The following is a 22,262-nucleotide window of genomic DNA, read 5'->3' as shown; positions in this document are numbered from 1 at the left end:
CCGAACTGTCGAGCAACATAGGTCCTTGACCCGCTTCAACTCTATAGGGACATTGGCTTCAAGATGACGGGAGCCGTAGTTGTCATACATAATCGCACATGTTGCTTTCGATAACACCGGGACGACCTATCCGGTGAACTGCCTTCGGACCGATCTGAAAATCGGTGATGAGGTCGTGGTCAAGATGAACAACCGACCGCTGAAGTGGGCGCGCATATCTGACATAAATTTCCTTAACTGGAACTGTCAAAATACAATCGAATGCCTCGCGTCCGAAGCGCGTTTCACTCAAGAAGGTATCATATTGCCGCCCGGCCAGTCGCGAAGTGTGGAGGGCATGGCGCGTCCTTATGATCTAGCAGTTTACCTCTACAGGATAGGGTGGATACCACGTCGGCCCGCGAGCAAGATGTACAAGATGGCCTATTCGGCGATTAATAAACGTCAAACTTCGCTCATACTTATGCGAAAGAACGGAATTGACGTGCAGATCATTGAAGGCCTCCCCGTCGAAGAAATGAAACCAAACTCGGTTCTTTCAACCAGCCAGGGCGACGGCCCTTTCAATCGACAAACATTCCATGGAAGCCGAGATAACATCCTAGAACGCACAGCGAAATTTGGTCAGTCTTTCCTTCAAAACTCGGAGAACCTCGAGGCCATGGTGAAGCCGATACAGACCACAAAAGCCCTACCGAAGCCGCCTCCTAGGGTTCGGGATCGCGAGGATGACCTATATTCCGCCCTTGGGGGCGACGGCGGACCGATATACCTTTCTGATGGCGTATGGTTAACGTCGGACGGCGGCGCTCACGATTGGGGAAGATGAAAGGAAGAATTTTGTTTGGGTTGGGAAAGAAGAAAAACTACACTAAAATCTGTCAAGACCCCAAGGCGGTGGCCAATTTGCTCTACGCCGATCGAAGGAAAACTTCCGAAATCCTTGGTGACGAGGATTTTATCAGCGCATGGCTTGGCAGCGATAAACAAAGAGAAATCACCTTGGTTATTAGGAAAGAAGCCATCGCTGGCGATGTCCCTTCTTTAAAGCAGATGGTGTGGCTCCTTGGGAATATGCAGCAGGAAATCTCGACAGCTGGAATTCCAAAGGAACAAAAGCTCGAGCTCCTAGTCGGGATTCTGTCCGAAAGAGTGGATTTCTGCAATAAACTGATTTCAAGAGGTGTTCCGCAACACTACTACGCGATGATTTCGTTGCATCATTTGTATAGCGCGTTGCGCGAGATGAACAAAACGGGCACCCTGCAGAAAACTCGGGACACTCTCAATGAGATGGTGGCGCATGCTCAAGCTGTGATCGACATGGGTAAAGATCATCCTTCGTTCGACGGCGATGCGGGCTTCATTGAGGATGCCAAGAATATTCTTCGGGAGGGTGACGATTTTCGACGACTCCTGAATGCACTGGGAGATAGCGTTGCGAAGCTCGACGCAGAACACTAGCCGCCATCAAGCTTCGTGCTCACCCAGTTAGCCACGATCAGGCCCGGCACACTGTCCAACGCCCGGTCCGCGTCCCGCGCCAGATCAAGGCGCTTGGGCAGCTTCACCTGCGGCACCAGCAGGAAGATCGGCGCGGTGACCTTTCCGCGCCCGGTCTTCGAGCGCGACACCACCGCCTGACCCTTCGTGTTCAGCCGCCCCTCCGCGACCAGCAAGCTCGGTCCGGTACGGCGGTAGACGAAGCGCAGGCGCAGGCCGCGGCGGCGCTCCCATTCGCCGGGCGTGATCCTACCGCCGCGCAGGGACTTGCCCGCCGCGGGCAGCGGGATCGCCAGCCAGAACCCGTTTTTCGAGCGGATCAGCGGCCCCGTGTCATGCGCGCCCACGATGACCGGAGCCTTGGACCAGACCAGTGCCGCGGCGTCCAGGCTCTCGCCCGACCTCGGGAAGTTCTGGCTCCGGATCGAGTTGGCCAGCCGGGGGCCGAGTCCCGCACCGGTTATCTGCAGCCGCCACGCTGACTTCAGCCCCGTCCCGGCTTCGCGCATGGCGCCCGTGACAGCGCGTTCCCCCGCCGCGACTTCGGTCGCCATCATCGCGACGATGTCGGGATCGATGTCGAGCTTCAGTTTCACGCGGGCCTCAGATCGACGGTCCAGACCAGCCGCTCGCGGTCGCGCACGGGCTCGCCCTGAATTAGGAAGGCGTCGCCGTCGATCTCGATGCGGTCGCCGGGGCGTGGGTTCGCCACCTCGGCGACGCGCAGGTCGATCCGGGCGGTTTCGGACCAGAGCCGGGCATCGCCGAATTCCGATATGGCGTCATTGCGCCGGGCCACGACGCGCACCAGCACGGGCGCGCCGCCGTCGGCGATGTAGACCGCGTCCCGGCCGACATTGGGATCGGCGAAGAGCGCGCCGACGGCGGCGGCGAAGGCGCTCATCAGAACATCGCGTTCAGGCGGACTCGGCCGATGGTGTCGCCCGCGCCGCTCGCCACCGCCTCGACCGCCACGCCGATGAGGGTGTTGTCGGTCGCGACCGTGGTGCAGCGCTTGTTGGTGTCGTCCCAATAGACCTTCGTGCCGACTGTCCACGCCTGGGAGCCGACCTTGGTGATGTCGAACACGCCGACGAGCGCGGACTCGACGGGGTCGGCGATGCCGGCGTCCCCGGCGGCGATGCCGAAGATGGAACCGACGAGCAGGCCATCGCCGGAGGCGACGGCATAGGGTGCGGTCAGCGTGATGGTGTTGCCGGGCTGGACGTAGTTTTTCATGGACGTAATCCTCGTGGAAAGACGAAGGGCGGCCCGTGAGGACCGCCCGCATGTCAGGGTTCAGGATGGGTGCGTCACGCGCCCGGGTTCTTGTAGAGGCCGCGCCAGTCGATGGCCTTGGCGCCGAAGTCGAGGCGGCACTTGATCTCGACGCCGTCGACGTCGAAGCCGTTGCGGGTCTCGATGTAGGCGCCCTGCTGACCCTCGAGATAGGCGTACTCGATGGTGTCGATCTGGTTCGGGCTGGCCGCCAGATACCAGGCGGTCTCGCTGGCGGCGTCGAGCCGGGGCTCGCTGATCGGCGCCAGCGTGCGGATCGACTGCGGCACGACGCTGGAGGTCGCGGCGGGCACCAGGTTCTGCGCGACCAACTGCTCGGCTTTCAGTTCCAGCGAGGCGGGCACAATGAGGAAGGCCGGGCGGACGTTCAGCACCGTCTTCTTGTCGAGACCGGTCTGCTTGGCCATGGCGGCGCGGGCCGCGCCCACCGCGTCGACCGCCAGCGCCGTCCCAGTGCCCGCGAGGTTCTTGTGCGTGGTGTGGAACAGCGCATTGCCGTCGGCCATCGCCGGGTTGGCGGTGATGATGCCCCAGACCACGTCCGACTCGAGCTGAGCGATGGAGTTGCCGTACATCGCCGGGATGCGGGTGAAGGCGTCGAGATCGTCGTTGATCAGCGTCTGGCGGGTGATCGCGACCACCCGGCCATAGGTCTTGACCTTGTAGCTCTCCTTCGACTCCCCGAGCGTCCCGCGCTTGAACTCGCCGCTCTCGCTGACCTCCAGCAGTTGCGGCGCCTCGCCGAGCTGGACACGGTGCATCGCCTTGAAGTCGGTGGCGAGCACCTGACGGCAGAACAGCATGAAGGTGCGGGAATAGGCCTCATAGGCCTGCCGAAGGGTCTTGTTGGTCACCGCCGACAAGATCTCGGGGAAGTCCGAGGTCGAGTGCAGTTCGCGTGTTCGGCGGGCTTACTCGACAATACTGACGCCACGGTTCAGCTTCCCCCTCGTCGCGCGAGAGGCCATTGGTGCTGATGTCCACCGTTTCAAGGCTTTCGCGGACAAAGCAAAACTATAATGTGCGAATGCGCGAAACTGGCTTATAGGGGGATCGTTTTGCAGAGCTTGATTGATGCGTTAGGGCAGATTGAGGAATCGCTTGGAGCAGGCACCGCGGCAAAGCTCGCGATTGCAGCGGCGTCTGAGGATTACGGCCTGAAACCCGTTCTATTGCTTCGAAAGTTCAGTGAAAAGCATGGGTGTGAGCCAGATCAATGGTCTCCCCCAATGTCTCGGCATGAGATGAATCGTCGTTCAGCGTGCACTCGCGCTCGCAAATTGTCGCAGGAGCGTTGGTTGAACCTCGAAGGAGTACTTGAGCATTTTTTGTACGGCGAACATGCCCTTGAACCCGGCACAATCTTCGAAGGCGATGGACGCGAATGGGCGTTCGTGGGCCTCAAAGGTGACGGAACGCTTGCCGCCGTGATCGTCGGTGAGTTGGAGGAGGATGATTGCATCGCTCGTATAAATAGGGGTTCAGTCCCTTCGTTGAGGGGGCGTTCATACATGGAGGTAATTGATCATCTCCAAGCCAACTTGGTTTCCAGTGGAAACCGTAGACTTTGACCGGCCTTCTCAGCTATGGTCTACAATGCGGTCTAAACATCTGCTTGCACTAGCTATCACTGGCCATAGGGCTTAGAGACCTCGAAGCGGTGGACTGATAGCCGATTTAGACCGCCCGGATGGGGTCTGCCTGAATGTCGCGCCAGATCGGCACGCTCGCTGATCCGCATCAAGGCGATGCCGCGCCCGTTTTCGATCCGCGCCGAACCCGGCACGACCGAGCCGATCACCGCGTCGAGCGTGTCGAGCTCGTGCACCTTGAGGAAGGGCGCGCCCGCATTCATCCGGTCGAGCCGAACATGGGACGGGTCGAGGCTGAGCTCCTCGTCATAGGGCTCGCCGAAGAAGGTCGCGCGGCGGACGCGGGCCCCCGCCGACCAGACCACCTCAACGGTGCGGGCGTCGGCATCGGCCGAGTTTGGCGCAAGCTCCGCCGACCGGCGCATGGCCGGCAGTTCGATCATCGTGTCCATGAAGGTCAGTCCTGTTGGTCGGCCTGCGCCGGGTCGGTTTCATCCGCTTCGGCGGTGGTGTCGTCGGCGGCCGGATCATTCGCCGGATCTTTGCTCTGTGCGCTGCCAGTTTTCGTGACGCGCCGCGGGTCGCTGTCGAGCACCTGCCCCAGCGCATCGAGCTTTGCGTTCGTCGCGGCGATCTCGGCCAGCACCGCGTCGGGATTGCGGCCCTGTTTCGCGATCACCTCGGCGAGCGTCATGGTGCCGGAGCGGATCGACAGCAGGTTCGCCATCGCATCCTTCTGCGGATCGACCGCCTCGAACTTCGGCGGCGACCATTCGACCGGTACGTCCGGCGATGGGATCTGCCCTGCTGCCCACGCGGCCTCGGTGAACCAGCGCCAAACCGGGGCGCAGAACATCGGAATGAACAGCTGCCACTGCACGGCATCGATCTGGCGGCGGAACTCGACCAGCCCGGCGCGGATCGAGGAATAGTTCACTTGGCTAAGATCGCCCGTCAGCAATTCGTAGGGCACCCGGAACCCGGCCGAGTTGGTGTGCAGGCTCGCGCGCTTGTATTCGCCGTAGCCACCCGTGGCCGAGGGCTGGTTGAAGCGGATGTCCTTTCCACCGCGCGCATAGGCGATGAGGCCCGGCTCGAACTGCTCGACGCGGTTGCCGTCGGCATCGACCACCGAGGGCGCGATACCCTGCTGGGCTTCGTCATCGCCGAAGACGATGGCGGTGACGCAGGCCTCGGTCTTCTTGCGGACCAGTTCCGCCACCTCGTAGTCGTCGAGATCGCGCAGGGACCGGATCACCGGTGCGCCCCAGGGAACCCCGCGCGCCTGCGTGCGCTGTTTTTCATAGACATGAGCGATCTCGGTCGCCGGGACCGGACGGCTCTGCAGGCCGTTCTGCAGCGCGCCGTAGGCGTCGCCCGGATGCTCTGCGTGGAGCCAGTAGGCCCGGCGCTTGCCGACCGGGTCGAACTCGATCCCCTGGACCAGACGTCCTACGCCGAGCGCGCCGGATTTCGTGGCATCGAGGAAGTCGGCCTCTAACACCTGCAATTGGAGCGGCACCGGCAGACCGTCCGAGGATCGCCGTAGCCTGCGACGCACAAGGACCTCACCTGCTTCGACCATCTCGCGGCAGATCAGGGTCTGTAGCCCATAGAAGTCGAGCTGACCATCGGCATCGGCGGCATCTGACCACCGTGCGAAGAGCGCATCGACTTTGCGGTCCAGCTTGTCATTGCCGCTGGCCGCGCGGGGCATGATGCCCGCACCGACGATGTTGTTCACCAGCACCGCCACGGCCTTCGCCGCATGCGGGTTATTGCGGACCAGATCGCGCATCCGGTCCCGCAGGAGCGCCCCGGCGATGCCGACTTCGGTGTCGGCGGAAGTTCCCGGCGCACGCCACCCCTTCGTCCGCCGCCCTTTGGCCGCGCCATCATAACCCCGAGTCAGGGTTTCGAACGCCTGCCGGGCCAGCACGCGGCGAGCCGCTGTGCGGGGTGCCACGGAGGCAATCGCGTGGTCAAACCAGTTCGCGGACATCACCGATCACCGCGCGAGAAGCCCGCGAGACCAGCGACCGGCAGTGGCCGTGTCGTGCCTGCGATGGCCCGCTCGATGGTGCGAATACGCGCCAGCAGATCCTCGGCTGATCCATAATCAACGGATTTACCGTCGTAGCTGACCCGGGTCGTGCCGCTGGCATAGGCGCGGCGCAGCGCCGACAGCTCGGTTTCCGTCCAGTCGGTCATGTCAGAACCATCCTTCGCGTCGGCCCAGCCAGTCCGACTGCCGCTTTCCTTGGGGTGCGGATTGCGGTCGGTTGACCCGCCCTGCGCCATCCATTTCCGTTGGCGCCGCCCCGAGCTGATCCTCGAGGTCGCGCCATTTCTCGTCGGGCCAGCGGTCCGCGCCCGCGATCCAGGCGGCGGCGCGGGCATAGACCCGGCAGTCCAGCGCCTCGTTGCGCTCGCGCAGCTTCTGCCATTCCAGCCGGGCGAAGCCGCGCTTCGTGCGCACCGTCACCAACTGCTCGGCCACGAACTGCTTCAGCCATTCGTTGTCGACCCAATGCGGCAGGTGCACCGAGCCGGGCGGGAACGCCGCCCCGTCGGCCATGTCCTCCTCGGTCGGGCGCTCCAGCCGCAGGAAGCGGTATGTCTCGGCCTTGAAGGTCGACACCGCCACGGTCCAGAGCCGCGCCCCGCGGCGGAGGCGTTTGCCGCCCTCGGTCGCGTCGACGAAGGTCGGGCCCGACACCGGGCTCGAGCGGTTGAACCCCTCGACGCCCTTGACCGGCGAGACCTGCGCGAAGCCTTGCGCTCGCGACCAGGAATAGACCGCCGGGGCCTCGTAGCCGGTATCGATGGCGAGCCGCGCGATCCTGAGATGCGCGCCGCGTTCGTGCGGCCAGTTTCGATCCAGCAAGGCGGTCAGATCCGACCACGCGTCATGCCGGTCCGGCCCGCCCTCGATGACGACATGATCGACGAGCCAGCTTTCGAGACCGCGACCCCAGGCCCAGACATCGACCTCGATCCGGTCCTTCTGCACGTCGGCCCCCGCTGTCAGGAACAGCCCGCCCGCAGGCACCATGCCGGATGTCCAGCGCTCGCGCCGGTCGTAGAGCCGCTGCCAGTCCGGCGCTTCTCCGGTCTCGACCCATGTCTCGCCGAGGATCGTGTTGCGGAACGCCTTGATCGCCTCGTCCGAGCCTTGCGCCGCGTCCCAAGCCCGCACGATCCGCTCCCAGCTCAGCCAGCCGATCGGCGAATAGAGCGCCGAGAGGTGATACCCGACCGTGGTCGGATCGGCGGCCGTGGCGGTCGCCCGCCATTCGCCGCCCTCCAGCATGGCCGTCTTTTGGTGTTCCGCGATGGGCCTCTCGCAGCCCTCGCAGTGGTACTCCGCCGTCTCCGGGCGGCCCTTCTGCCAGCGCAGCCGGTCGAACTTCAGCCACTGCGCGTGGCCGCAATGCGGGCACGGCACGAAGAACCGGCGCTGGTCGCTCGCCTCGAACTCCCGCTCGATGCGCGACAGCCCCCGGATCGTCGGCGTCGAGACCAGCAGCACCTTGCGCCGGTGGGCAAAGGTCAGCGACCGGGCCTCGGCGAGCGTGATTGGGTCGCCTTCCTCGTCGGCCGAGGCCGGATAGGCGTCGACCTCGTCGAGGAAGATGTAGCGCGCCGGGGTGGACCGGAGCCCGACCGCCGAGTTTGCCCCGGTCATGATCAGGATGCCGCCTCCGAACTCCTTGGACAGCATCGTGTTGCCCGCATCGCGGGATCGCGCAGGCTTCACCCGCTCCCGCAACTCGGGGCTCTCGTCGATCAGCGGGTCGATCCGCTGGCGCGAGTTGCGCTTGGCCAGTTCCACCGTGGGCTGGACCGCCAGCATCGGACCCGGCGCCTGGTGGATCGCGAACCCGATCCAGTTGTTGCCCGCCTCTGTCGCCCCGACCTGCGCGGCCTTCATGAACACGATCCGCTGCGTGGGATCGCCGGGGCTCAGCCGGTCCATGATCTCGCGCATGTAGGGCGTGCGCACCGTACGGTATCGCCCCGGTTCGGCCGAGGCGCGGCCCGAGAGCATGCGGTGCCGGTCCGCCCATTCCGAGACGGTCAGGTCCGGGTCTGGCCGCAGCCCGCTGCCCCAGGCGCGCAGTATCTCGCCCGCGCCGTCGAAGTCCCTCAGGCCGCCAAGATCATCGCCGCTCTCATCGGAAGTCGGGCCGGACCTCGGCGAGTTCGTCGAGGTGGGCGCGTACATGTTTCTCCAAGACCTTCTGCATCGCGGCTGGCTCCGCGGTGATCTGCTGGCCTGTTGCCTCGCTGCACGAGGCCGAGAGCTCGGCCGCCATCAGCGCCGCCGCGCGCGCGGGCCAGTTCACCCACGCGTCCCGTTCCTCCCGCGCCAGGCGGAACACCAGCGCCAGCGCGCGGGCCCGCTCGATCAACTCCCCCTTCAGCTTCTGGAGCCGGATGCGCCGCTCCTGCGCCTTCAGCACCTCGTTCGCCGTCTTCGCCTGCAGGAAGGTCGTGCCGCCGCCGACCGCCGGAACCGCCAGACCCTGTTCGCGCAATGTATCGCCGACAGCGGTCACCGCGGCCTCGGGGACGGGCTTCAGCTTCGGCGCGGGTGGCTTGCGGGTCTTCGACGGGTCCGTCGTCTCGGCGCGCCTGGCGTCGCTGGCGGCCGCGTTGATGCTGCCGTCGGGATAGAGGACCAGGCGCTCGGCGGTCTTCGCCTTCTGGATCGCGCCCCGCGACAGCCCGACATGGGCGGCGTACTGGCGCTCGCTCATGCCCTGCATCGACAGCTCCGATTATCATTCAAGATCATGTGCTTATCTAGTTGATAAGCCTCGCCAGGGGAGCGAACGTCACTTCAAAGAAGCGATGCAACTCACCAAGGAGCCACCAAGATGACCCGCCGCGCGACCGACAACACGAAAGCCCTCGACGCCTTCATCGCCGCGAAGACGGAGATCGACGCGATGCTGGAGCGGCTCGCCGCCCTCAGCGCGGACCATTTCGAGAACAGCCCCGACGAGATCAACTGGGGCCATGTCGGCACCCTGAACCACTACCGCGACAAGCTGCGCGAGATCACCGACATGGCCTTCAGCGAAGGCGAACACGCCGAGTGAGACGACCCGCCCCCGGTCCCGCCCGCCGAATGGCGGGCTCGACCTCGTAGAAGGGCCCGCATTCCGCGCGCCCCGATACGGGAGACGACGATGACCAAACTTTCCGACACCCAAGCCCTGATCCTGAGCGCCGCCGCACGGCGGCCCGAGCACATCGCCCTGCCGCTGCCCGAGAGCCTGCGGGGTGGCGCCGCCGCCAAGGTGGTCGGCGCGATGCTCGCCAAGGGCTTCCTCGAAGAGGTCGAAGCGGACATGCGCAAGAGCGAGCCCGTCTGGCGCGAGACCGGCGACGGCCACGGCGTCACGCTGGTCGCCACCGACGCAGGCCTCGCCGCCATCGGCATCGAGACCGAGGACGCGAACCCCGCGCCTGCGGGCGCAACGGACGCGCCGACCGAGGAGCCCGCGCCGGACACCCCCACCGAACCGAAGGCTGCGCCTAAGACGCGCACGCCGCGCGAGGGCACCAAGCAGGCCACGCTGATCGCCATGCTGCGCGCGCCGGACGGCGCGACCATCGAGGAGATCATGGCCGCGACGGGCTGGCAGTCGCACACGGTGCGCGGCGCGATGGCCGGGGCGCTGAAGAAGAAGCTCGGGCTCGAGGTGACCTCGGAGAAGGTCGAGAACCGGGGGCGTGTGTACAAACTCCCTGCCGCCTGAGGCACCGGACCCAGACAAGTCGATTGCCGCCGTCCCTCCGGGGCGGCGGTCGATCATTTGGCGCTCCGCATCCGGATCGCCTCGAACACCCGCCGCAGGGCGAAGGACCGTGCAATGCTCACCACGGTGAACACCGCGCCCATCTTCAGGTTCTGCGCCAGCGTCGTGTGCAGCCCGAAGATCGGGAAGATCAGGATCTGCGTCACGACCGCGACGCCGTAGCCGACGAGCACGTTGACGACGGACTCGACCAGCGACATGAGGCGGGACTGCTTCATGCCGCCTTACCCTTTTTTCTGCGCTTCGGCGTCTGCCATTCCGGGGATATGATCCGGGGATGGCAGGGAAGCGGGGATGGATATCATGCTGGCTGCCCGCGATGGTTCAGGTGGCATTTCCCCCCGCTTCCGAGGCCCGTCTCGACCGCTGATTAGGCTGCGCGATCCATCGCTCCGTAAGGCGACGACGGCGAAGGCGGGGCGCCGTGGGACGCAACAGCGACGGAGGGAGGAATGGTTGTCTTCATCGGGATAGACGTGGCCAAGGAGGTGCACTGGGCCTGCGCCATGGACCGCGATGCGCGGGTCCTGTTCAGCCATGCGGTGGATAACGATCCGGCCGCCATCGGGGCGCTGATCGACGAGATCGAGGCGCTGGAGGCCCGCGCCACGCGGACAGCGATCGACATGCTCGGCGGCGCGGCGAGCCTCCTCTGCGCGATGTTCGCCGAGGCCGGGCTGCCGCTCGTCCACACGCCGGGGCTCGCGGTGAACCGCGCGCGCCAGGGCATCCGGGGCGGCGAGCGCAAGTCCGATCCGAAGGACGCCGCCGTCATCGCCGAGCTGGCGCGCACGCGGCCCGACCTGCGCGCGGTGGAGCCGTCCGACCGGCTCGACGCCGAGATCCGCCTCCTGGTCGGACGCCGCCGCGAGCTCGTCACCGAGCAGACCCGGCGCGCGGCGCGTCTGCGCGACCTGCTTTCCGGTCTCTTTCCGGCGCTGGAGCGGCGCATCGACCCCACGACCGGCACCGGCCTGATGTTTCTCAGCCACTATGCCGCGCCCGAAGATATCCGCGCCGCCGGGGCGAAGCGCATCGTCCGAAGGCTCACCAAGGCCGCGACCGGCCTGCGCGGCCTCGAGGCGCTGGCCGAGGACGCCGTCCGGGCCGCTCAGGCGCAGACCGTCGCGATTCCGGGCGGGCGCCTGCAGGCAGAGATCATCGCCGATATCGCCCGCGAGGCGCTCGTCGCCCTCGACCGGCTCAAGGCCACCGATCAGGCGATCCGGGAGCGGCTTGCAAACCACCCTGACGCGGCCCTCATCCTCTCGATGCCGGGGATGGGGGCCACGCTCACCGCCGAGTTCATCGCGCTCGTCGGCCGCATCGGCCGCTTCGACAGCGCCGATGCCCTCGCCGCGGCCGCAGGCCTCGCCCCGGTGCTGCGCCAGTCCGGCAAGACAAGCTTCCTGCGCCGCGCCGCCGGCGGCGACAAGGCCCTCAAGCGCCTCTTCTACCAGGCCGCCTTCACCTCCCTCGGCCGTCCTGACAGCCGCGCCTTCTACGACCGCAAACGCGCCGAAGGAAAACGTCACCACCAGGCCGTCATCGCCCTGGCAAGACGGCGCGTGAACGTGCTCTGGGCCATTCTCCGAAGCCGGGAGCCCTTCCGCGAAAACTTCAAACTGGCCGCTTGACTGACGCATTAGGCGGCTGCCTCATCCATCGGCCAGCAGTTCAGCCGCCAGAGTTCGCAGCGCATGCGCCGCAACCAAGGGGACCACGCCGTTGCCACAGAGGCGAAGCCGGTCCACCCGGTGGGCCAGCCCATCAGCGCCTCGACGAACAGCGGGTTCAAGGTCCGGCGCGCATCGGAGGTATTCGTCCCAGCCATCGGCGTCACCAGGACCTGGCGGCCAAGCAGGCCGTTGACCGGCGTGTTCGCCAGTGTCGTCGCCCCATCCTTGTGGTCCCGCGCCGTCGGCGTCATCCACATCCCGGCCGCGTGGGTCAGGTCGGCACTCCTGCGGTTGCCCGCGCTCGGCTTGCAGCCGTCGTTCGCCATCGGCGTCGGCCAGTCCCGCGCCATGCGGTCCAGACCCTTCTCGTCCTTCCGCTCGCCACCCCGGCTGCGGAAACTGTCGATCTGCGGCGTCGGCCATAGGGCTGCCGTCGTCGCGAGGTTCATGCCGTGCTGGCCCGCTTCCTGCGACGGCGTCGGCTTCGTTTGCCGGTTCTCGTTGGCGCTCGCCTTCTGCGTCGGCCACAGCCGCAGCAGTTCTGTCCGGTTCCCGCCACTCGACCGGGTGCCAGAGCAGGCGCGCGGGGTCGGCCAATTCGTCCCCCTCGCGGATGGCGAGGATGAACAGCCGCTCGCGCTTTTGGGGCGCGCCGACTTCCGCCGCCGTGAAGAGGCCTGCCGCAAGGCGGTAGCCCATGCCGACCAGTCCTGCGGCGACTTCGGGGAAGCCGAGGCGGAGATGATGGGCGACATTCTCGAGGAAGACGAAGGGCGGCTCGCATTCCCCGATGATGCGGGCGACATGCGGCCAAAGGTGGCGTGGATCATCGGCACCGAGCCGTCGGCCTGCGACTGAGAACGGCTGGCACGGATAGCCCGCAGTGACGATGTCCACCGCGCCGCGCCAAGGGCGGCCGTCGAAGGTTCCCACGTCGTCCCAGACAACAGCCTGATCCAGGGACGCGTCTTCCATCCGCGCCACGAGAGTGGCTGCGGCGAAGGTTTCCCGTTCGACATGGCCCACAGCACGATATCCGGGGATGGCGATGGTGAGCCCGAGGTCGAGACCACCTGCGCCGGAACAGAGCGAGAGGCCGAAGAGGCATGCGTCTCCGGCTCCGGAAGCGCGTCCGGCGGAAGGTAAAGCCAGGTCATGCATGTCACGCGGCGGTCTTGCGCTTTCGCGCGGGTTCTGGGGCGGCGTCCGGGTCCGGCGTATCGGCCCGGGCCTCGGCGTCGTCGCCCAGCCGCTCGGTCCTCACCTGCGCGAAGGTCCGACCGTCGCCGTCACGGATCGCGTCGCGGCCGGTCTCGGCCTGCCAGCGTTCCACGGCGACATCGACGTAGGCCGGGCTGATCTCCATCGCGAAGACGCGACGGCCGTTGGCCTCGCCCGCCATGATCTGCGAGCCGGAGCCCGAGAAGGGCTCGTAGCAGAGGCCGCCACGGGCGACGTGCTGGCGCATCGGGATGCCGAAAGCGTCCAGCGGTTTCGGCGTCGGGTGGTCCGGGCGCTCGTCCTTGGCGAAGGACGCCATTTCCCAGGTCGAGGGCAGCGTCTGCTCGGCGACCTTGGGTGGGCGGTTCGGGCGGCGCCAGCCCATGAAGCAGGGCTCGTGCTTCCAGAGGTAATGCGAGCGGGTCAGGACCCTGCGGTCCTTCACCCAGATGATCTGCCGATGGACGAAGGCCCCGGCCTTCTCCCAGCAGGCCTCGAGCATCGCCTGGCGACGCGAGGCGTGCCAGCAGTACCAAGCGGCGTCCTCGGCGATGGCCTCCGCCACGGCGGCCGCGATGAAGCCGTCGTAGAGTTCCGCGCCCTGCGAACTGTCGTCCCAGGTCGTGCCGTAGGACGCCGACCAGTCCTTGTTCCGCGTCGGATGGTTCGAGCCGTCGTAATCCACCAGATACGGCGGGTCGGTCGCGAACAGGATCGCCCGCTCGCCGTTCATCAGGAGGCGCACATCGGCAGCGCTGGTGCTGTCACCGCAGAGCAGGCGGTGGTCGCCGAGGATCCACAGATCGCCGGTGCGCGAGGCAGGATTGCGCGGCGGTTCGGGGATGGTCACCGGCGGCACGGAGCCCCCGGCGCCACCTTCTTCACCGTCGTCTTCCGCGACGTAGGCCAGCAGCTTGTCCAGTTCGCCATCGGAAAACCCGACCAGCGACAGGTCGAAGTCTTCGGCCAGCAGATTGTTCAGTTCCGCCGACAGCAGCGCCTCGTCCCAGGTGCCGAGTTCGGTCAGCTTGTTGTCGGCGATGCGGTACGCCCGGCGCTGCGCCTCGGTCAGATGCCCGAGCACGATGACCGGCGCTTCGTTCAGTCCCAGCTGGGTTGCCGCCAGCACGCGCCCGTGCCCCGCGATCAGTTCCCCGTCCTCGGCCACGAGGCATGGCACGGTCCAGCCGAACTCGGCCATGCTGGCGGCGATCTTCGCCACTTGGTCCGCGCCATGCGCCTTCGCGTTCTTCGCGTAGGGCTGGAGCTTGGCCAGCGGCCACGTCTCGATCGCGTCCGGGGCGAAGCTCAGCGTCATGGTGGGCAAGGTTCCTCGGTCGGGTGGATGCCGGTGGCTTCCGGACTCCGGATGCCGGGCCGGACTCCAAGCGGGGTCCAGCGGCTACCAGCGGTGTCCGGTCGGAAGGCCAGCGTTCATTGGTGTTTGAGCGGGGCATGAGCGGGTCCGGCTTCCGGGTGGCTTCCCAAAAATCCGGCCTTGTCGCTGGCGATGTCCCGCGCTTCGCCCGCCAGCATACGAATATCGCCAGGAAGGAACCAAGAACTCAATGGGTTAGCCCATTGGACCCCGGCCGGACCTTTCGCTGGACCCCGGAAGCCAGCGGCGCGGCGTTTGCCTGCCCGCTCCTCTCCCGAGCATATTCGTTTTCTAACGGCCCCGACGAAATGTGTAAGGGCCCGCGATGTACACCCGAAAATTTCCTCAGAGGACGATTTTTCTTGACAGCCGATTGGCGTTTTCGATGACGAACTGCTGCGAGCGCCGGGACGACGGCACGCGACCGTTCAGCCGCCAGGTGATCACCGCAAGGCCGTATTGCCAGCGCTTGGTCGCGGCCGTGCGCGACAGGCCGAACTGCCAGCAGATCGGCTTCCACGCCATGCCGTCGGCGCGGGCCCAGACCAGGCGCCCATCCTCGGGCTCGAGCCAGCGCAGCCAGAGCATCGCTTCCTCGGCCTGCGTGATCTGACGCGGGCTGGGCCTCGGGCGACGCATCTGCGGCTCCTGGCCGACCTTGTCGGCGAAGCTGTGGAAATACTCAGGCCACGCGTTGAAGAAGCCCTGTGGCATGACGCCCGGCATCTGCCGCATGACGCCCGCCGCAAGTTCCAGCCGGTCCTGCACCTGCGCTGTGGTCCACTCACCCATGACGCGCCTCCCGTTCCCGCTTGCCGTAGAGCCGCTCGCCGAGCTGACGGACCAACTCGCGCTCCGGCCAGGCCAGGCGGTCGTCGTCGATGGCGACGGCCAACAGGCCCTGTTCCTTCCAGCCGTCGCGCTTGACCTCGTCGGGATTGCGGCGATGGCCGCCGTAGCCCTTGGGCGTGAACCGCATCCCGCTCATTGCACACCTCCGCGCGTTTCCAGCGCCCAGAGCAGAATCGCGATGGCGTCGGCCTCGTTGTCGTCGGCGGGCGAGAAGCCGCGCGCCCGGGCAGCGGCCATCATGGCGTCCTTGTTCGCGTTGCCCTTGCCGGTGGCGTGGCGTTTGATGGTGCCGACCGGGACACCCTCGTAGGGGATGCCGCGCAGTTCGGCCCATGCCGTCGGCGTGGCCATCAGCCCGCCGTAGACATGGGCGGCGTCGGTCGCGGCATGGCGGCGGACCTCCTCGAACCAGATGGCGGCGACGGGGCCCGACAGCCGGTAGATTTCGGTGAGCCAGTTGGTGAAGCGGAGATACCGCATGCCGCCACCGTCGAACCGGCCGGGGCGGAACGACGCCGTGCCGGAGGTGATCAGCCCGTCGATGCCGTGCAGCGCCCATCCCGTTGCGGTGCCGAGGTCGAGCGCCAGCATCACCCGGTTGGCGTGGACGACGGGCCGCAGATCGGGGATTGCCGCGCGGCTGGAGGTGGCGAGAGTCAGGTCAGCCATGGGTGGTCTCCTCTTCTGGTTGGCTGCTCGGGTGGAAGACGACGGCGGTCTGTTGCTTGGCGGTACGGGGCCGCCGTCGTCGGATCGGAATGTGCAGGGAGCGTCGGAGCCCGCGCGCGGACACCCTCGACGTATGGGAGGCGAGGCCAAACCTGCCGGTTGGCCTCCCCATACATAGTATGGGGGCTTGCCCACTCGCCTCATGTTATGGCTGCAAGACTCTGTTCCCGTTGATTTTTCACGACTCAAGGGATGAGGCGGGTCGATGAGGAAGGCCTTTCTCATCCTCATCGCCAACCCATTGATTTCATTGGACCATGAGGAAGGGATGAGAATGAGGCAGGTCGCGCTCATGATGAGGAAGTCAGTCATGGGCCTCCTCCGGATAGACCCAGACGGAGGGGTTCTCGACCTCTCGCGCGCGGCCGGAATGGGGGCATTTGTAGTGGGTCGGCAGCACCGCGACGCCTTCGGCAAGGACCTCTCCGGTGTCCGTGTCGATCACGGGATCGCGGCCGAAGCGCATGTCCCTGATCACGAGATATCCGAAATGTGATTGCGTCCCGGCATACCCGTGCTCCGTGAAACTCCGGCGGAACTTGATCAGGCCCTTTGTGGCGAGCACCGACAGCCGCTCACGGATGCTGTAGCGCCCGCCGAGATCGTGCTGGTTCTCGAACGCCTCCGCGAACTGCGTGGCGGTGTAGAGCCGACCCTCGGCCGCCTCGTCGAAGATCATCCCCAGGACGACCTGGTTTTTCCGATCCCGCTCGGCATCGTGTCTGGCGCCGATGTCCTGACGCACGAGGCGCTCGTTCATCGGGTTGATCTCGACCCATTGGCCGCGAACCTTGTCGATCAGCTTCGAGGGCAGCGCGGGGCCGTTGCGCAGCTCGATCTCCAGCTTGCGCTCTGACGCGTCCTCGTCGGGGCGGTGCAGGATGAGGCCGGAGGTGTAGAAGCTCCGCAGGGCGCTGGCGCCCGAAAGCGCGAGGAATGGATCCTCCTTCACCTGGTGCTTGTTGAGCTTCTTGGTGTGGTGGATCAGGATGACCCCGCAGTCCGGGTCGATGTGGTCGCGCAAAACCTCGACCCGCTCCTTTAGGAAGAACATCATGGCGGTGTTGTCGTTCTCGCCACCGCCATCGGGTCCGCCATCGAATAGGTTCCGGATCGGGTCGACGCAGAAGATGTCGGGCGGCGCATCCGGGAATGCCGTCCGGATCGCACGGGCGACCCGCACGCTGCCCTCGTTGTCGAGCAGCATTTTCAGCTTGGGTGTGGCGACGAAGGTGTCGCGCGCGGCGGCCAGCACGTCGGACGGCAGGGCGATCTGCTTCAGTCGCTCCCGCAGATAGTGATATTGGATCTCGGCCTGCAGGTAGAAGATCCGCAGCGGCCTTGGCGGCGTGAAGCCGAGGAACGGCACGCCAGCGGCCATGTGGACGAGCCAGGAAATCAGCAGGTCGCTCTTGCCCACCTTGGGCGCACCGCCCAGCACCAGCAGTCCGCCCGGCGTCAGCACCCGGGGCGCGATGATGTCCTCCGGCATCGGGCTCTGATCGTCCAGCAGCGCGCCCAACGTGAAGGCGGGCATCTCGACCGGTCCCGGTGCGCCGGAGTCCAGCCGGATCAGCGGCGGGCCGTATTTCTCGACATGCCGTTCCCAGAGCCGCTCGGATTCCCGCTTGAGCCGCTCGACGGGCCACTGGGGTCGCAGCATCGCGGCGTTGTAGCCGCAGATGCCGATCCAGCCCTCGTCCTTTGTCATCCGGCCCTCGTGGACCATGCGGATGAAATGCCCGATCGCGGCGGACGCACCTTCGAAGCGGGACCAGTCGTCCTGCGCCCCTTCGCGCACCGGCGTGACCAGCACATTGTCCAGGTTGGGCTTGTCGGGATGGGTGAACGCGGGCTGCAGGGACACGCCCGGCGCGGGCGGCATGTCGGTGACGGCTTCGATGAATTCGGCCAGATCGCGTTCGCGGTCGGCGTTCAGTTCGACGATCCGCACCTGCGTCTTGAGGTTGTTCTTGTAATAGACGCTGCCCGCCACCCGGATCGGCTGATGGGCGGAGCGGAAATGCATGTCGCCGCCGACCTTTGCGGCGATGTCGCCGCGCAGACGGCAGACACGCGCGATGTCGTCGCCCTCGGCGGGTTCGGTCAGCGCCCACCAGACATGGCACTTGCGCTGCCCCTCGGCCGTGACGCCGCCGCTCTCCACCACCATGCTGGGAGCGCCAAGGTGGCGCTCGAGGTGCGCGCGCTTGGCGGCGATGTCACCGGTGTCGAGATCGACCACCACCGTCTGCATCTGCAGGATGTCGGCCGCCTTGGCCTGACCGGGCGCGGCCACGGTGCCGGGGATCACATAGACCGCCGCCCCCTCGCGCGAGGCCCATGTCGCGAAGGTCGCCATCTTTTCCGGGGCGGAATGATCCGCCTCCAGCCAGATGTTATGCGGGCGGCCGTCGATGCCTTGGCCCTTGTCGATGAAGCTGCGGACCGGGATCAGCCCGTCGCAATACCCGAAGACGAGCTGCATGAATTGCGCGATCTGCGCAGGGTCGGGCTCGTCGCCGAAGACGTCGATCTGCGGCGCGGCGTCGTTGAAGTCGCGCCATGGGTTGAAATGGACAATGTTTTCCTTGGGCTCATCGGGCGTGGTGTCGTCGCGCATGGCTGGCTCCTGGTCGGGATCGGATGGCTCGGTGGGCTCGTCGCTCATGCAGCCAGACTCCAACACCGCTCGGCATGAACGCAGAACCGGCACTCGAAGAAGTCGCGGTTGGCAGCGATGCGGGGCAGCAGCTCGCCCGCGTCGGTGGCCTGCAGGATCCGCACCGCGCGGTCGGACATGCGCTGCGCGAGGTCGGCATCGAAGGCGACCTGCTCGTGATGCAGTTCGGCCGTGTCCTTGTTGATCGCCGTGAACAGTGCCGGGGCCGAGGAAATGCCTGGCACCGACGGCTCCATGTAAGCCTGGTAGATCGCGATCTGGGCGGCATAGACGGGCTTGGAGACGGCGACCCCGTCCTTGACGCAGGCCCGCCAGTTCTTCGCGTTCATCGTCTTGCATTCCCAGAGCGCCGGGGTGCGCAGACCGAGCGCGGCCGGGGCCGCGGCGATCACCCCGTCGACATGGCCACGGATGCGGCCGCCCGCGACGGAGAAGCTGAACTGTTCCCCATCGGGGCGGTTGCCCTTGCGGGTGTAGAGGTCCAGCCCGGCCGCCCGCAGCCAGCGGATCGCCAGGTCCTCGAGCTGGTGACCGATCTCGAAAATCCGCAGGGTCTGCCCGCCAAAGTCCGAGCCCTCATCCTTGGGCGCGCCCGCGAACTCGAACTGCAGCGCGCGTTCGCAGGCATGCCCCAGACGGGACGCGCCGAGATAGGTCCGGCGCGGCGTGGCCTTCCGCTCGGCGATGAGTGCCACGTCGACCAGCGCGTTGATCCGCTCGGCCATGGAGGGGCGCGGGTTGAAATCCAGCATCAGAACGGCACCTCGCCCTTGGCGGCGATGCGCGACATCTCGGCGCCATAGCCCTCCAGAACCTCCTCGATCAGGGCGGTGACATCGGTTTCGGTGAGATCGCGCAGCCGTTTGTCCCAGCCGATCAGGTCCATTGTCTGGCCCAGCCGTTTCATCACCATCGCTATGGCGAGGCGTTCTTCATCGGTCGTTCCCTGCATGGTCAGTCCTTTCCGGTGGCGCGCCGCGAAGAACGCCTGGCAGTGCATCGAGCAGAACCAGCGGTGTTCACGGGGGCGGGGTTTGTTGGGGTTGAAGAAACCGAAGCCGCGCGCGGGGCGCAGACAGACGGCGCAAGGCTTGAGGCGCGGGTGCCAGAGCCGAATACGCTCCGGGCAATCCGCAGGCGCTGCGGGCGGGGATGGGAGTTGCGCGACATGATTCACGCCGCCCTCCGCTCGGGCTCGGCCGCCGTGACGAGGCGCCGGATGTCGCGCTTGTTGAACTGGAACGAGATCAGCGCGGAGGCGCGATATCTGGTAAGGCCGTAGTCGCGCCGGAACTCGGGCGGCAGGCAGTTCAGCTGCTTTTCCGTCGCGTCCTGCTTCAGCCAGCGCTTCGACTTGAAGGCGCTCTCGTCGGTCTCATGGGTGTTCAGCCAGTCGTCGGCCTGCGCGAGACAGACGATGCGCTCGCCCACGCTCAGGAGCCGCGTCGCCTTGCCCTTGGCGCCCCCGACCGCGTGCCATCGGCCCTCGAGGAAGAACACGCCGCCCCAGGCGTGAAAGCCGTTGGCCATCAGCGCCGCGTCGTCGCCGAACAGGTCCACCCACGCGAAACTCGATTGCTCGAGAAGGTCGAGCTCGGTCATGACGAAACTGTCGATGGGCTCCGCGCCTTCGCGCGGCAGCTCGCACCCGCATATCGGGCATTCGGTGACCGCGATCGGGATCTCGGCCTTGCATTCGGGGCAGAGTTTCGTGGGGGCTTCCCCCGGCGTCGGAACGCGCCCGTCGAGATCGACATCCTGTTCCAGCGTGCCGTGCGTGAGACTCGACGTCCCGAAGTCCAGTACAATGCAGTCGGTTTTCACGACACCGGGGTATTCCTCGGGATCGACGATGCGCAGGCCGCGCCCGACCATCTGGATCATGGTGGACTTGTAGGAGCTGGGGCGCAGCAGCACGACGCAGGAGGTGGGCGGATGGTCCCAGCCCTCGGTCAGCACCGCCACGTTGACCACGACGCGGATGCTGCCCGCCGCATAGTCGGCGAGGATCGCCTTGCGGGTCTCGGCCGCCAGATCGCCATGGATCAGCGCGGCGGAAACGCCCGCCGCCCGGAACGCTTCGGTGACGTGCTCGGCGTGGGCGACGGTGGAGCAGAACACCACGGTCTGCCGGTCGCCCGCCTTTTCCTTCCAGTGGCGGATCACCTCGTCGGTGACGGGGGCGCGGTCCATGATGCCCGCCACCTCCGCCATGTCGAAATCCGACATGGTCTTGCGGACCGAGCGCAGTTCGTCCTGCACGCCCACGTCGATGACGAAGGTGCGGGGCAGCACGAGATGGCCCGAGGCGATCAACTCGCCCAGCCGCACCTGGTCGGCGACATTGTCGAAGACGTCGCGCAGGCCCTTCCTGTCGCCCCGGTTCGGCGTGGCGGTGATCCCGAAGATGCGGGCATCGGGATTGGCCTCGCGCACCCGGTCGATGATGCGGCGGTAGCTGTCGGCGACGGCATGGTGCGCCTCATCCACGACCAGCAGGTCGAGACGTGGCATGTCGGCAAGGTTCGATGTCCGCGCCAGCGTCGGCACCATGGCGAAGGCGACCTGACCGCCCCAGGACTTCTCCGTGGCGTCGATGACCGAGGTGGCGACGCCCGGCACCACGCGCTGGAACTTGGCGCGGTTCTGCTCCGTCAACTCGTCGCGATGGGCGAGCACGCAAGCCTTGGCGCCGTCGCCGATCATCTCGCCGGTGACCGCCGAGAGCATGATGGTCTTGCCCGCGCCAGTGGGCGCCACGCCCAGCGTGTTGCCGCGGGAGGCGAGCGCAGCCACGCTGCGCTCGACGAAGGTCTTCTGGCGGGGGCGAAGGCGCATGGCCGGTCTCCCCCTTACTGCGCCCAGCTCGGCCGACCGGCGAACCCGGGGGCGGAAGCGGGCTGGCTGGGCTGATGTGCCGGTGCCGCAGGGGTGGTCTGCTGCGGGGCATGTCCTGCTGCACCCTGTCCGCCGAACTGCAGCCCAGCCGCCCCCATGACCTGCGCGTAATCGCGATGATCCGGCGTGACTGCGCTGCGGATCTCGTTCTTGTCGTCGCCGCTGGCGTCGGTGCCGATGTCGATGCGGGCGATGAACTCGATCCCATCGAGATCAGCGAAGCCGCTGATGCGCCGTGCCGCCTGCGCCTCGGCCGACATGTCCTTGTCGGAAATCCCGCGGGCCGAGTTCAGCATGCCGCGCACGAGGCTGCGGCCCATGTTCGCCCAGTCCGGCCCCTTGGGGCCGTAGAGCCCGATCAGGGTGAAGATCTTGCGCCGGGCGTACTGCCCCTCGGTCACCGTGAACTCGCCGTTCAGATAGACCGCGCCGGTCGAGCCGCGCGTCGCATAGCCGCCGGTCCAGCCCTGCGAGGCATCGTCGAAACCGCCGGGGCGGATGGTCAGGCGCACCTTGGCCAGCGTGCCCTTCGGGATCAGGTTGGTGTTGCTTTGCGCGTCGTTGAAATCGGTCCAGGAACCCATGGGGAACCTCCTT

At 66.4% G+C, this 22,262-nt stretch carries 26 protein-coding genes and 1 pseudogene; 6 read left to right on the top strand and 21 right to left on the bottom strand.

The genetic code is table 11. The features are described 5' to 3' along the window. Nucleotides 1-79: 79 nt before the first annotated feature. Both JAN5088_RS18735 and JAN5088_RS15760 read left to right on the top strand, forming a co-directional pair. The gene (locus JAN5088_RS18735) at nucleotides 80-829 is read left to right on the top strand and encodes a hypothetical protein (protein WP_143114865.1); all 750 of its coding nucleotides are present in this window, start codon (nucleotides 80-82) and stop codon (nucleotides 827-829) included. Beyond that, nucleotides 826-1,464, top strand: a complete 639-nt coding sequence (locus tag JAN5088_RS15760) for a hypothetical protein (RefSeq protein WP_143114868.1) — start codon at nucleotides 826-828, stop codon at nucleotides 1,462-1,464. The genes JAN5088_RS18735 and JAN5088_RS15760 overlap by 4 nt, the downstream gene beginning before the upstream one ends. Here JAN5088_RS15760 and JAN5088_RS15755 read toward each other — a convergent pair. The 4 genes from JAN5088_RS15755 to JAN5088_RS15740 form a co-directional block, all read right to left on the bottom strand. After that, entirely contained in the window at nucleotides 1,461-2,099 is a 639-nt protein-coding gene (locus tag JAN5088_RS15755) for a DUF6441 family protein (protein WP_055683760.1), read from the bottom strand. The two genes, JAN5088_RS15760 and JAN5088_RS15755, sit on opposite strands and share 4 nt — an antisense overlap. Then, complete coding sequence (locus JAN5088_RS15750) at nucleotides 2,096-2,407, bottom strand: head-tail joining protein (protein WP_055683759.1); 312 nt, start codon at nucleotides 2,405-2,407, stop codon at nucleotides 2,096-2,098. Before JAN5088_RS15750 ends, JAN5088_RS15755 begins: the two co-directional genes overlap by 4 nt. After that, nucleotides 2,407-2,742: a DUF2190 family protein gene (locus tag JAN5088_RS15745; protein ID WP_055683758.1), complete on the bottom strand. Its 336-nt coding sequence runs from the start codon at nucleotides 2,740-2,742 to the stop codon at nucleotides 2,407-2,409. Before JAN5088_RS15745 ends, JAN5088_RS15750 begins: the two co-directional genes overlap by 1 nt. A gap of 74 nt (nucleotides 2,743-2,816) precedes the next feature. Beyond that, complete coding sequence (locus JAN5088_RS15740) at nucleotides 2,817-3,656, bottom strand: phage major capsid protein (protein WP_233489818.1); 840 nt, start codon at nucleotides 3,654-3,656, stop codon at nucleotides 2,817-2,819. A 204-nt stretch (nucleotides 3,657-3,860) separates the two neighbouring features. Here JAN5088_RS15740 and JAN5088_RS18730 point away from each other — a divergent pair, with 204 nt between their 5' ends. Next, nucleotides 3,861-4,373 (top strand): hypothetical protein, encoded by a 513-nt coding sequence (locus JAN5088_RS18730; protein ID WP_143114871.1) that lies wholly within the window; start codon nucleotides 3,861-3,863, stop codon nucleotides 4,371-4,373. Between the two features lie 56 nt (nucleotides 4,374-4,429). On the opposite strand, the gene JAN5088_RS15735 is transcribed toward JAN5088_RS18730, so the two are convergent. The 5 genes from JAN5088_RS15735 to JAN5088_RS15715 form a co-directional block, all read right to left on the bottom strand. Further along, on the bottom strand, nucleotides 4,430-4,846 hold the full coding sequence (locus JAN5088_RS15735; RefSeq protein ID WP_055683757.1) for a hypothetical protein: 417 nt from the start codon (nucleotides 4,844-4,846) through the stop codon (nucleotides 4,430-4,432). A gap of 5 nt (nucleotides 4,847-4,851) precedes the next feature. Next, a complete protein-coding gene (locus JAN5088_RS15730; protein ID WP_233489817.1) occupies nucleotides 4,852-6,333 on the bottom strand; it encodes a phage portal protein in 1,482 nt (493 codons plus the stop codon). Between the two features lie 62 nt (nucleotides 6,334-6,395). Continuing rightward, nucleotides 6,396-6,605 carry a phage head-tail joining protein gene (locus tag JAN5088_RS15725; RefSeq protein WP_028030714.1) on the bottom strand — a complete coding sequence of 70 codons (210 nt, stop codon included), beginning with the start codon at nucleotides 6,603-6,605 and terminating at the stop codon, nucleotides 6,396-6,398. A gap of 1 nt (nucleotide 6,606) precedes the next feature. Beyond that, nucleotides 6,607-8,622 carry a phage terminase large subunit family protein gene (locus JAN5088_RS15720; protein WP_055683755.1) on the bottom strand — a complete coding sequence of 672 codons (2,016 nt, stop codon included), beginning with the start codon at nucleotides 8,620-8,622 and terminating at the stop codon, nucleotides 6,607-6,609. After that, complete coding sequence (locus JAN5088_RS15715; protein WP_055683754.1) at nucleotides 8,570-9,166, bottom strand: hypothetical protein; 597 nt, start codon at nucleotides 9,164-9,166, stop codon at nucleotides 8,570-8,572. The genes JAN5088_RS15720 and JAN5088_RS15715 overlap by 53 nt, the downstream gene beginning before the upstream one ends. A 111-nt stretch (nucleotides 9,167-9,277) precedes the next feature. On the opposite strand from JAN5088_RS15715, the gene JAN5088_RS15710 reads away from it, so the two are divergent. Both JAN5088_RS15710 and JAN5088_RS15705 read left to right on the top strand, forming a co-directional pair. Continuing rightward, complete coding sequence (locus JAN5088_RS15710) at nucleotides 9,278-9,502, top strand: hypothetical protein (RefSeq protein ID WP_055683753.1); 225 nt, start codon at nucleotides 9,278-9,280, stop codon at nucleotides 9,500-9,502. A gap of 90 nt (nucleotides 9,503-9,592) precedes the next feature. Further along, on the top strand, nucleotides 9,593-10,165 hold the full coding sequence (locus tag JAN5088_RS15705; protein ID WP_055683752.1) for a DUF3489 domain-containing protein: 573 nt from the start codon (nucleotides 9,593-9,595) through the stop codon (nucleotides 10,163-10,165). Between the two features lie 53 nt (nucleotides 10,166-10,218). On the opposite strand, the gene JAN5088_RS15700 is transcribed toward JAN5088_RS15705, so the two are convergent. Next, on the bottom strand, nucleotides 10,219-10,443 hold the full coding sequence (locus JAN5088_RS15700) for a DUF7220 family protein (protein ID WP_055683751.1): 225 nt from the start codon (nucleotides 10,441-10,443) through the stop codon (nucleotides 10,219-10,221). A gap of 234 nt (nucleotides 10,444-10,677) precedes the next feature. Here JAN5088_RS15700 and JAN5088_RS15695 point away from each other — a divergent pair, with 234 nt between their 5' ends. Further along, nucleotides 10,678-11,862, top strand: a complete 1,185-nt coding sequence (locus tag JAN5088_RS15695) for an IS110 family RNA-guided transposase (protein WP_055683750.1) — start codon at nucleotides 10,678-10,680, stop codon at nucleotides 11,860-11,862. 8 nt (nucleotides 11,863-11,870) lie between these two features. Here JAN5088_RS15695 and JAN5088_RS19340 read toward each other — a convergent pair whose 3' ends face one another. The 11 genes and pseudogenes from JAN5088_RS19340 to JAN5088_RS15640 form a co-directional block, all read right to left on the bottom strand. Next, nucleotides 11,871-12,353 (bottom strand): hypothetical protein, encoded by a 483-nt coding sequence (locus JAN5088_RS19340; RefSeq protein WP_055683749.1) that lies wholly within the window; start codon nucleotides 12,351-12,353, stop codon nucleotides 11,871-11,873. Nucleotides 12,354-12,543: 190 nt separating this feature from the next. Beyond that, a pseudogene (locus JAN5088_RS19335) lies at nucleotides 12,544-13,065 on the bottom strand (DNA cytosine methyltransferase); the annotation flags it as partial. Nucleotide 13,066: 1 nt separating this feature from the next. Next, nucleotides 13,067-14,443, bottom strand: coding sequence for a site-specific DNA-methyltransferase (locus tag JAN5088_RS15680; protein WP_055683747.1), 1,377 nt, complete (start codon nucleotides 14,441-14,443; stop codon nucleotides 13,067-13,069). A gap of 405 nt (nucleotides 14,444-14,848) precedes the next feature. After that, the gene (locus tag JAN5088_RS15675) at nucleotides 14,849-15,295 is read right to left on the bottom strand and encodes a DUF6362 family protein (protein ID WP_055683746.1); all 447 of its coding nucleotides are present in this window, start codon (nucleotides 15,293-15,295) and stop codon (nucleotides 14,849-14,851) included. Next, nucleotides 15,288-15,491 (bottom strand): hypothetical protein, encoded by a 204-nt coding sequence (locus tag JAN5088_RS15670; RefSeq protein WP_082430047.1) that lies wholly within the window; start codon nucleotides 15,489-15,491, stop codon nucleotides 15,288-15,290. The genes JAN5088_RS15675 and JAN5088_RS15670 overlap by 8 nt, the downstream gene beginning before the upstream one ends. Then, on the bottom strand, nucleotides 15,488-16,024 hold the full coding sequence (locus JAN5088_RS15665) for a hypothetical protein (RefSeq protein WP_055683745.1): 537 nt from the start codon (nucleotides 16,022-16,024) through the stop codon (nucleotides 15,488-15,490). The genes JAN5088_RS15670 and JAN5088_RS15665 overlap by 4 nt, the downstream gene beginning before the upstream one ends. Nucleotides 16,025-16,388: 364 nt before the next feature. Continuing rightward, entirely contained in the window at nucleotides 16,389-18,707 is a 2,319-nt protein-coding gene (locus JAN5088_RS15660; RefSeq protein ID WP_055683744.1) for an AAA family ATPase, read from the bottom strand. A 44-nt stretch (nucleotides 18,708-18,751) separates the two neighbouring features. Next, nucleotides 18,752-19,492 (bottom strand): hypothetical protein, encoded by a 741-nt coding sequence (locus JAN5088_RS15655; protein WP_233489816.1) that lies wholly within the window; start codon nucleotides 19,490-19,492, stop codon nucleotides 18,752-18,754. A gap of 26 nt (nucleotides 19,493-19,518) precedes the next feature. After that, nucleotides 19,519-19,719: a DUF6511 domain-containing protein gene (locus JAN5088_RS15650; protein ID WP_036179811.1), complete on the bottom strand. Its 201-nt coding sequence runs from the start codon at nucleotides 19,717-19,719 to the stop codon at nucleotides 19,519-19,521. Nucleotides 19,720-19,940: 221 nt separating this feature from the next. Next, a complete protein-coding gene (locus tag JAN5088_RS15645; protein ID WP_055683742.1) occupies nucleotides 19,941-21,605 on the bottom strand; it encodes a DEAD/DEAH box helicase in 1,665 nt (554 codons plus the stop codon). A 14-nt stretch (nucleotides 21,606-21,619) separates the two neighbouring features. Next, nucleotides 21,620-22,249 (bottom strand): hypothetical protein, encoded by a 630-nt coding sequence (locus tag JAN5088_RS15640; protein WP_055683741.1) that lies wholly within the window; start codon nucleotides 22,247-22,249, stop codon nucleotides 21,620-21,622. Nucleotides 22,250-22,262: the final 13 nt, after the last annotated feature.

The organism is Jannaschia rubra (genome assembly GCF_001403735.1).
In the GTDB taxonomy this organism is placed as follows: Bacteria; Pseudomonadota; Alphaproteobacteria; order Rhodobacterales; family Rhodobacteraceae; genus Jannaschia; species Jannaschia rubra.
This window is presented reverse-complemented; position numbering and strand designations above follow the sequence as displayed.

What these genes read in the sequence shown, in the direction of transcription:
- JAN5088_RS15665 (WP_055683745.1), bottom strand. Translation starts at nt 16,024, where the DNA reads ATGGCTGACCTGACTCTCGCCACCTCCAGCCGCGCGGCAATCCCCGAT.
- JAN5088_RS19340 (WP_055683749.1), bottom strand. Translation starts at nt 12,353, where the DNA reads ATGAACCTCGCGACGACGGCAGCCCTATGGCCGACGCCGCAGATCGAC.
- JAN5088_RS15640 (WP_055683741.1), bottom strand. Translation starts at nt 22,249, where the DNA reads ATGGGTTCCTGGACCGATTTCAACGACGCGCAAAGCAACACCAACCTG.
- JAN5088_RS15645 (WP_055683742.1), bottom strand. Translation starts at nt 21,605, where the DNA reads ATGCGCCTTCGCCCCCGCCAGAAGACCTTCGTCGAGCGCAGCGTGGCT.
- JAN5088_RS15750 (WP_055683759.1), bottom strand. Translation starts at nt 2,407, where the DNA reads ATGAGCGCCTTCGCCGCCGCCGTCGGCGCGCTCTTCGCCGATCCCAAT.
- JAN5088_RS15695 (WP_055683750.1), top strand. Translation starts at nt 10,678, where the DNA reads ATGGTTGTCTTCATCGGGATAGACGTGGCCAAGGAGGTGCACTGGGCC.
- JAN5088_RS15660 (WP_055683744.1), bottom strand. Translation starts at nt 18,707, where the DNA reads ATGCGCGACGACACCACGCCCGATGAGCCCAAGGAAAACATTGTCCAT.
- JAN5088_RS15745 (WP_055683758.1), bottom strand. Translation starts at nt 2,742, where the DNA reads ATGAAAAACTACGTCCAGCCCGGCAACACCATCACGCTGACCGCACCC.
- JAN5088_RS15760 (WP_143114868.1), top strand. Translation starts at nt 826, where the DNA reads ATGAAAGGAAGAATTTTGTTTGGGTTGGGAAAGAAGAAAAACTACACT.
- JAN5088_RS15735 (WP_055683757.1), bottom strand. Translation starts at nt 4,846, where the DNA reads ATGGACACGATGATCGAACTGCCGGCCATGCGCCGGTCGGCGGAGCTT.
- JAN5088_RS15700 (WP_055683751.1), bottom strand. Translation starts at nt 10,443, where the DNA reads ATGAAGCAGTCCCGCCTCATGTCGCTGGTCGAGTCCGTCGTCAACGTG.
- JAN5088_RS15725 (WP_028030714.1), bottom strand. Translation starts at nt 6,605, where the DNA reads ATGACCGACTGGACGGAAACCGAGCTGTCGGCGCTGCGCCGCGCCTAT.
- JAN5088_RS15710 (WP_055683753.1), top strand. Translation starts at nt 9,278, where the DNA reads ATGACCCGCCGCGCGACCGACAACACGAAAGCCCTCGACGCCTTCATC.
- JAN5088_RS15655 (WP_233489816.1), bottom strand. Translation starts at nt 19,492, where the DNA reads ATGGCCGAGCGGATCAACGCGCTGGTCGACGTGGCACTCATCGCCGAG.
- JAN5088_RS15675 (WP_055683746.1), bottom strand. Translation starts at nt 15,295, where the DNA reads ATGGGTGAGTGGACCACAGCGCAGGTGCAGGACCGGCTGGAACTTGCG.
- JAN5088_RS15650 (WP_036179811.1), bottom strand. Translation starts at nt 19,719, where the DNA reads ATGCAGGGAACGACCGATGAAGAACGCCTCGCCATAGCGATGGTGATG.
- JAN5088_RS15705 (WP_055683752.1), top strand. Translation starts at nt 9,593, where the DNA reads ATGACCAAACTTTCCGACACCCAAGCCCTGATCCTGAGCGCCGCCGCA.
- JAN5088_RS15715 (WP_055683754.1), bottom strand. Translation starts at nt 9,166, where the DNA reads ATGCAGGGCATGAGCGAGCGCCAGTACGCCGCCCATGTCGGGCTGTCG.
- JAN5088_RS15720 (WP_055683755.1), bottom strand. Translation starts at nt 8,622, where the DNA reads ATGTACGCGCCCACCTCGACGAACTCGCCGAGGTCCGGCCCGACTTCC.
- JAN5088_RS15670 (WP_082430047.1), bottom strand. Translation starts at nt 15,491, where the DNA reads ATGAGCGGGATGCGGTTCACGCCCAAGGGCTACGGCGGCCATCGCCGC.
- JAN5088_RS15680 (WP_055683747.1), bottom strand. Translation starts at nt 14,443, where the DNA reads ATGACGCTGAGCTTCGCCCCGGACGCGATCGAGACGTGGCCGCTGGCC.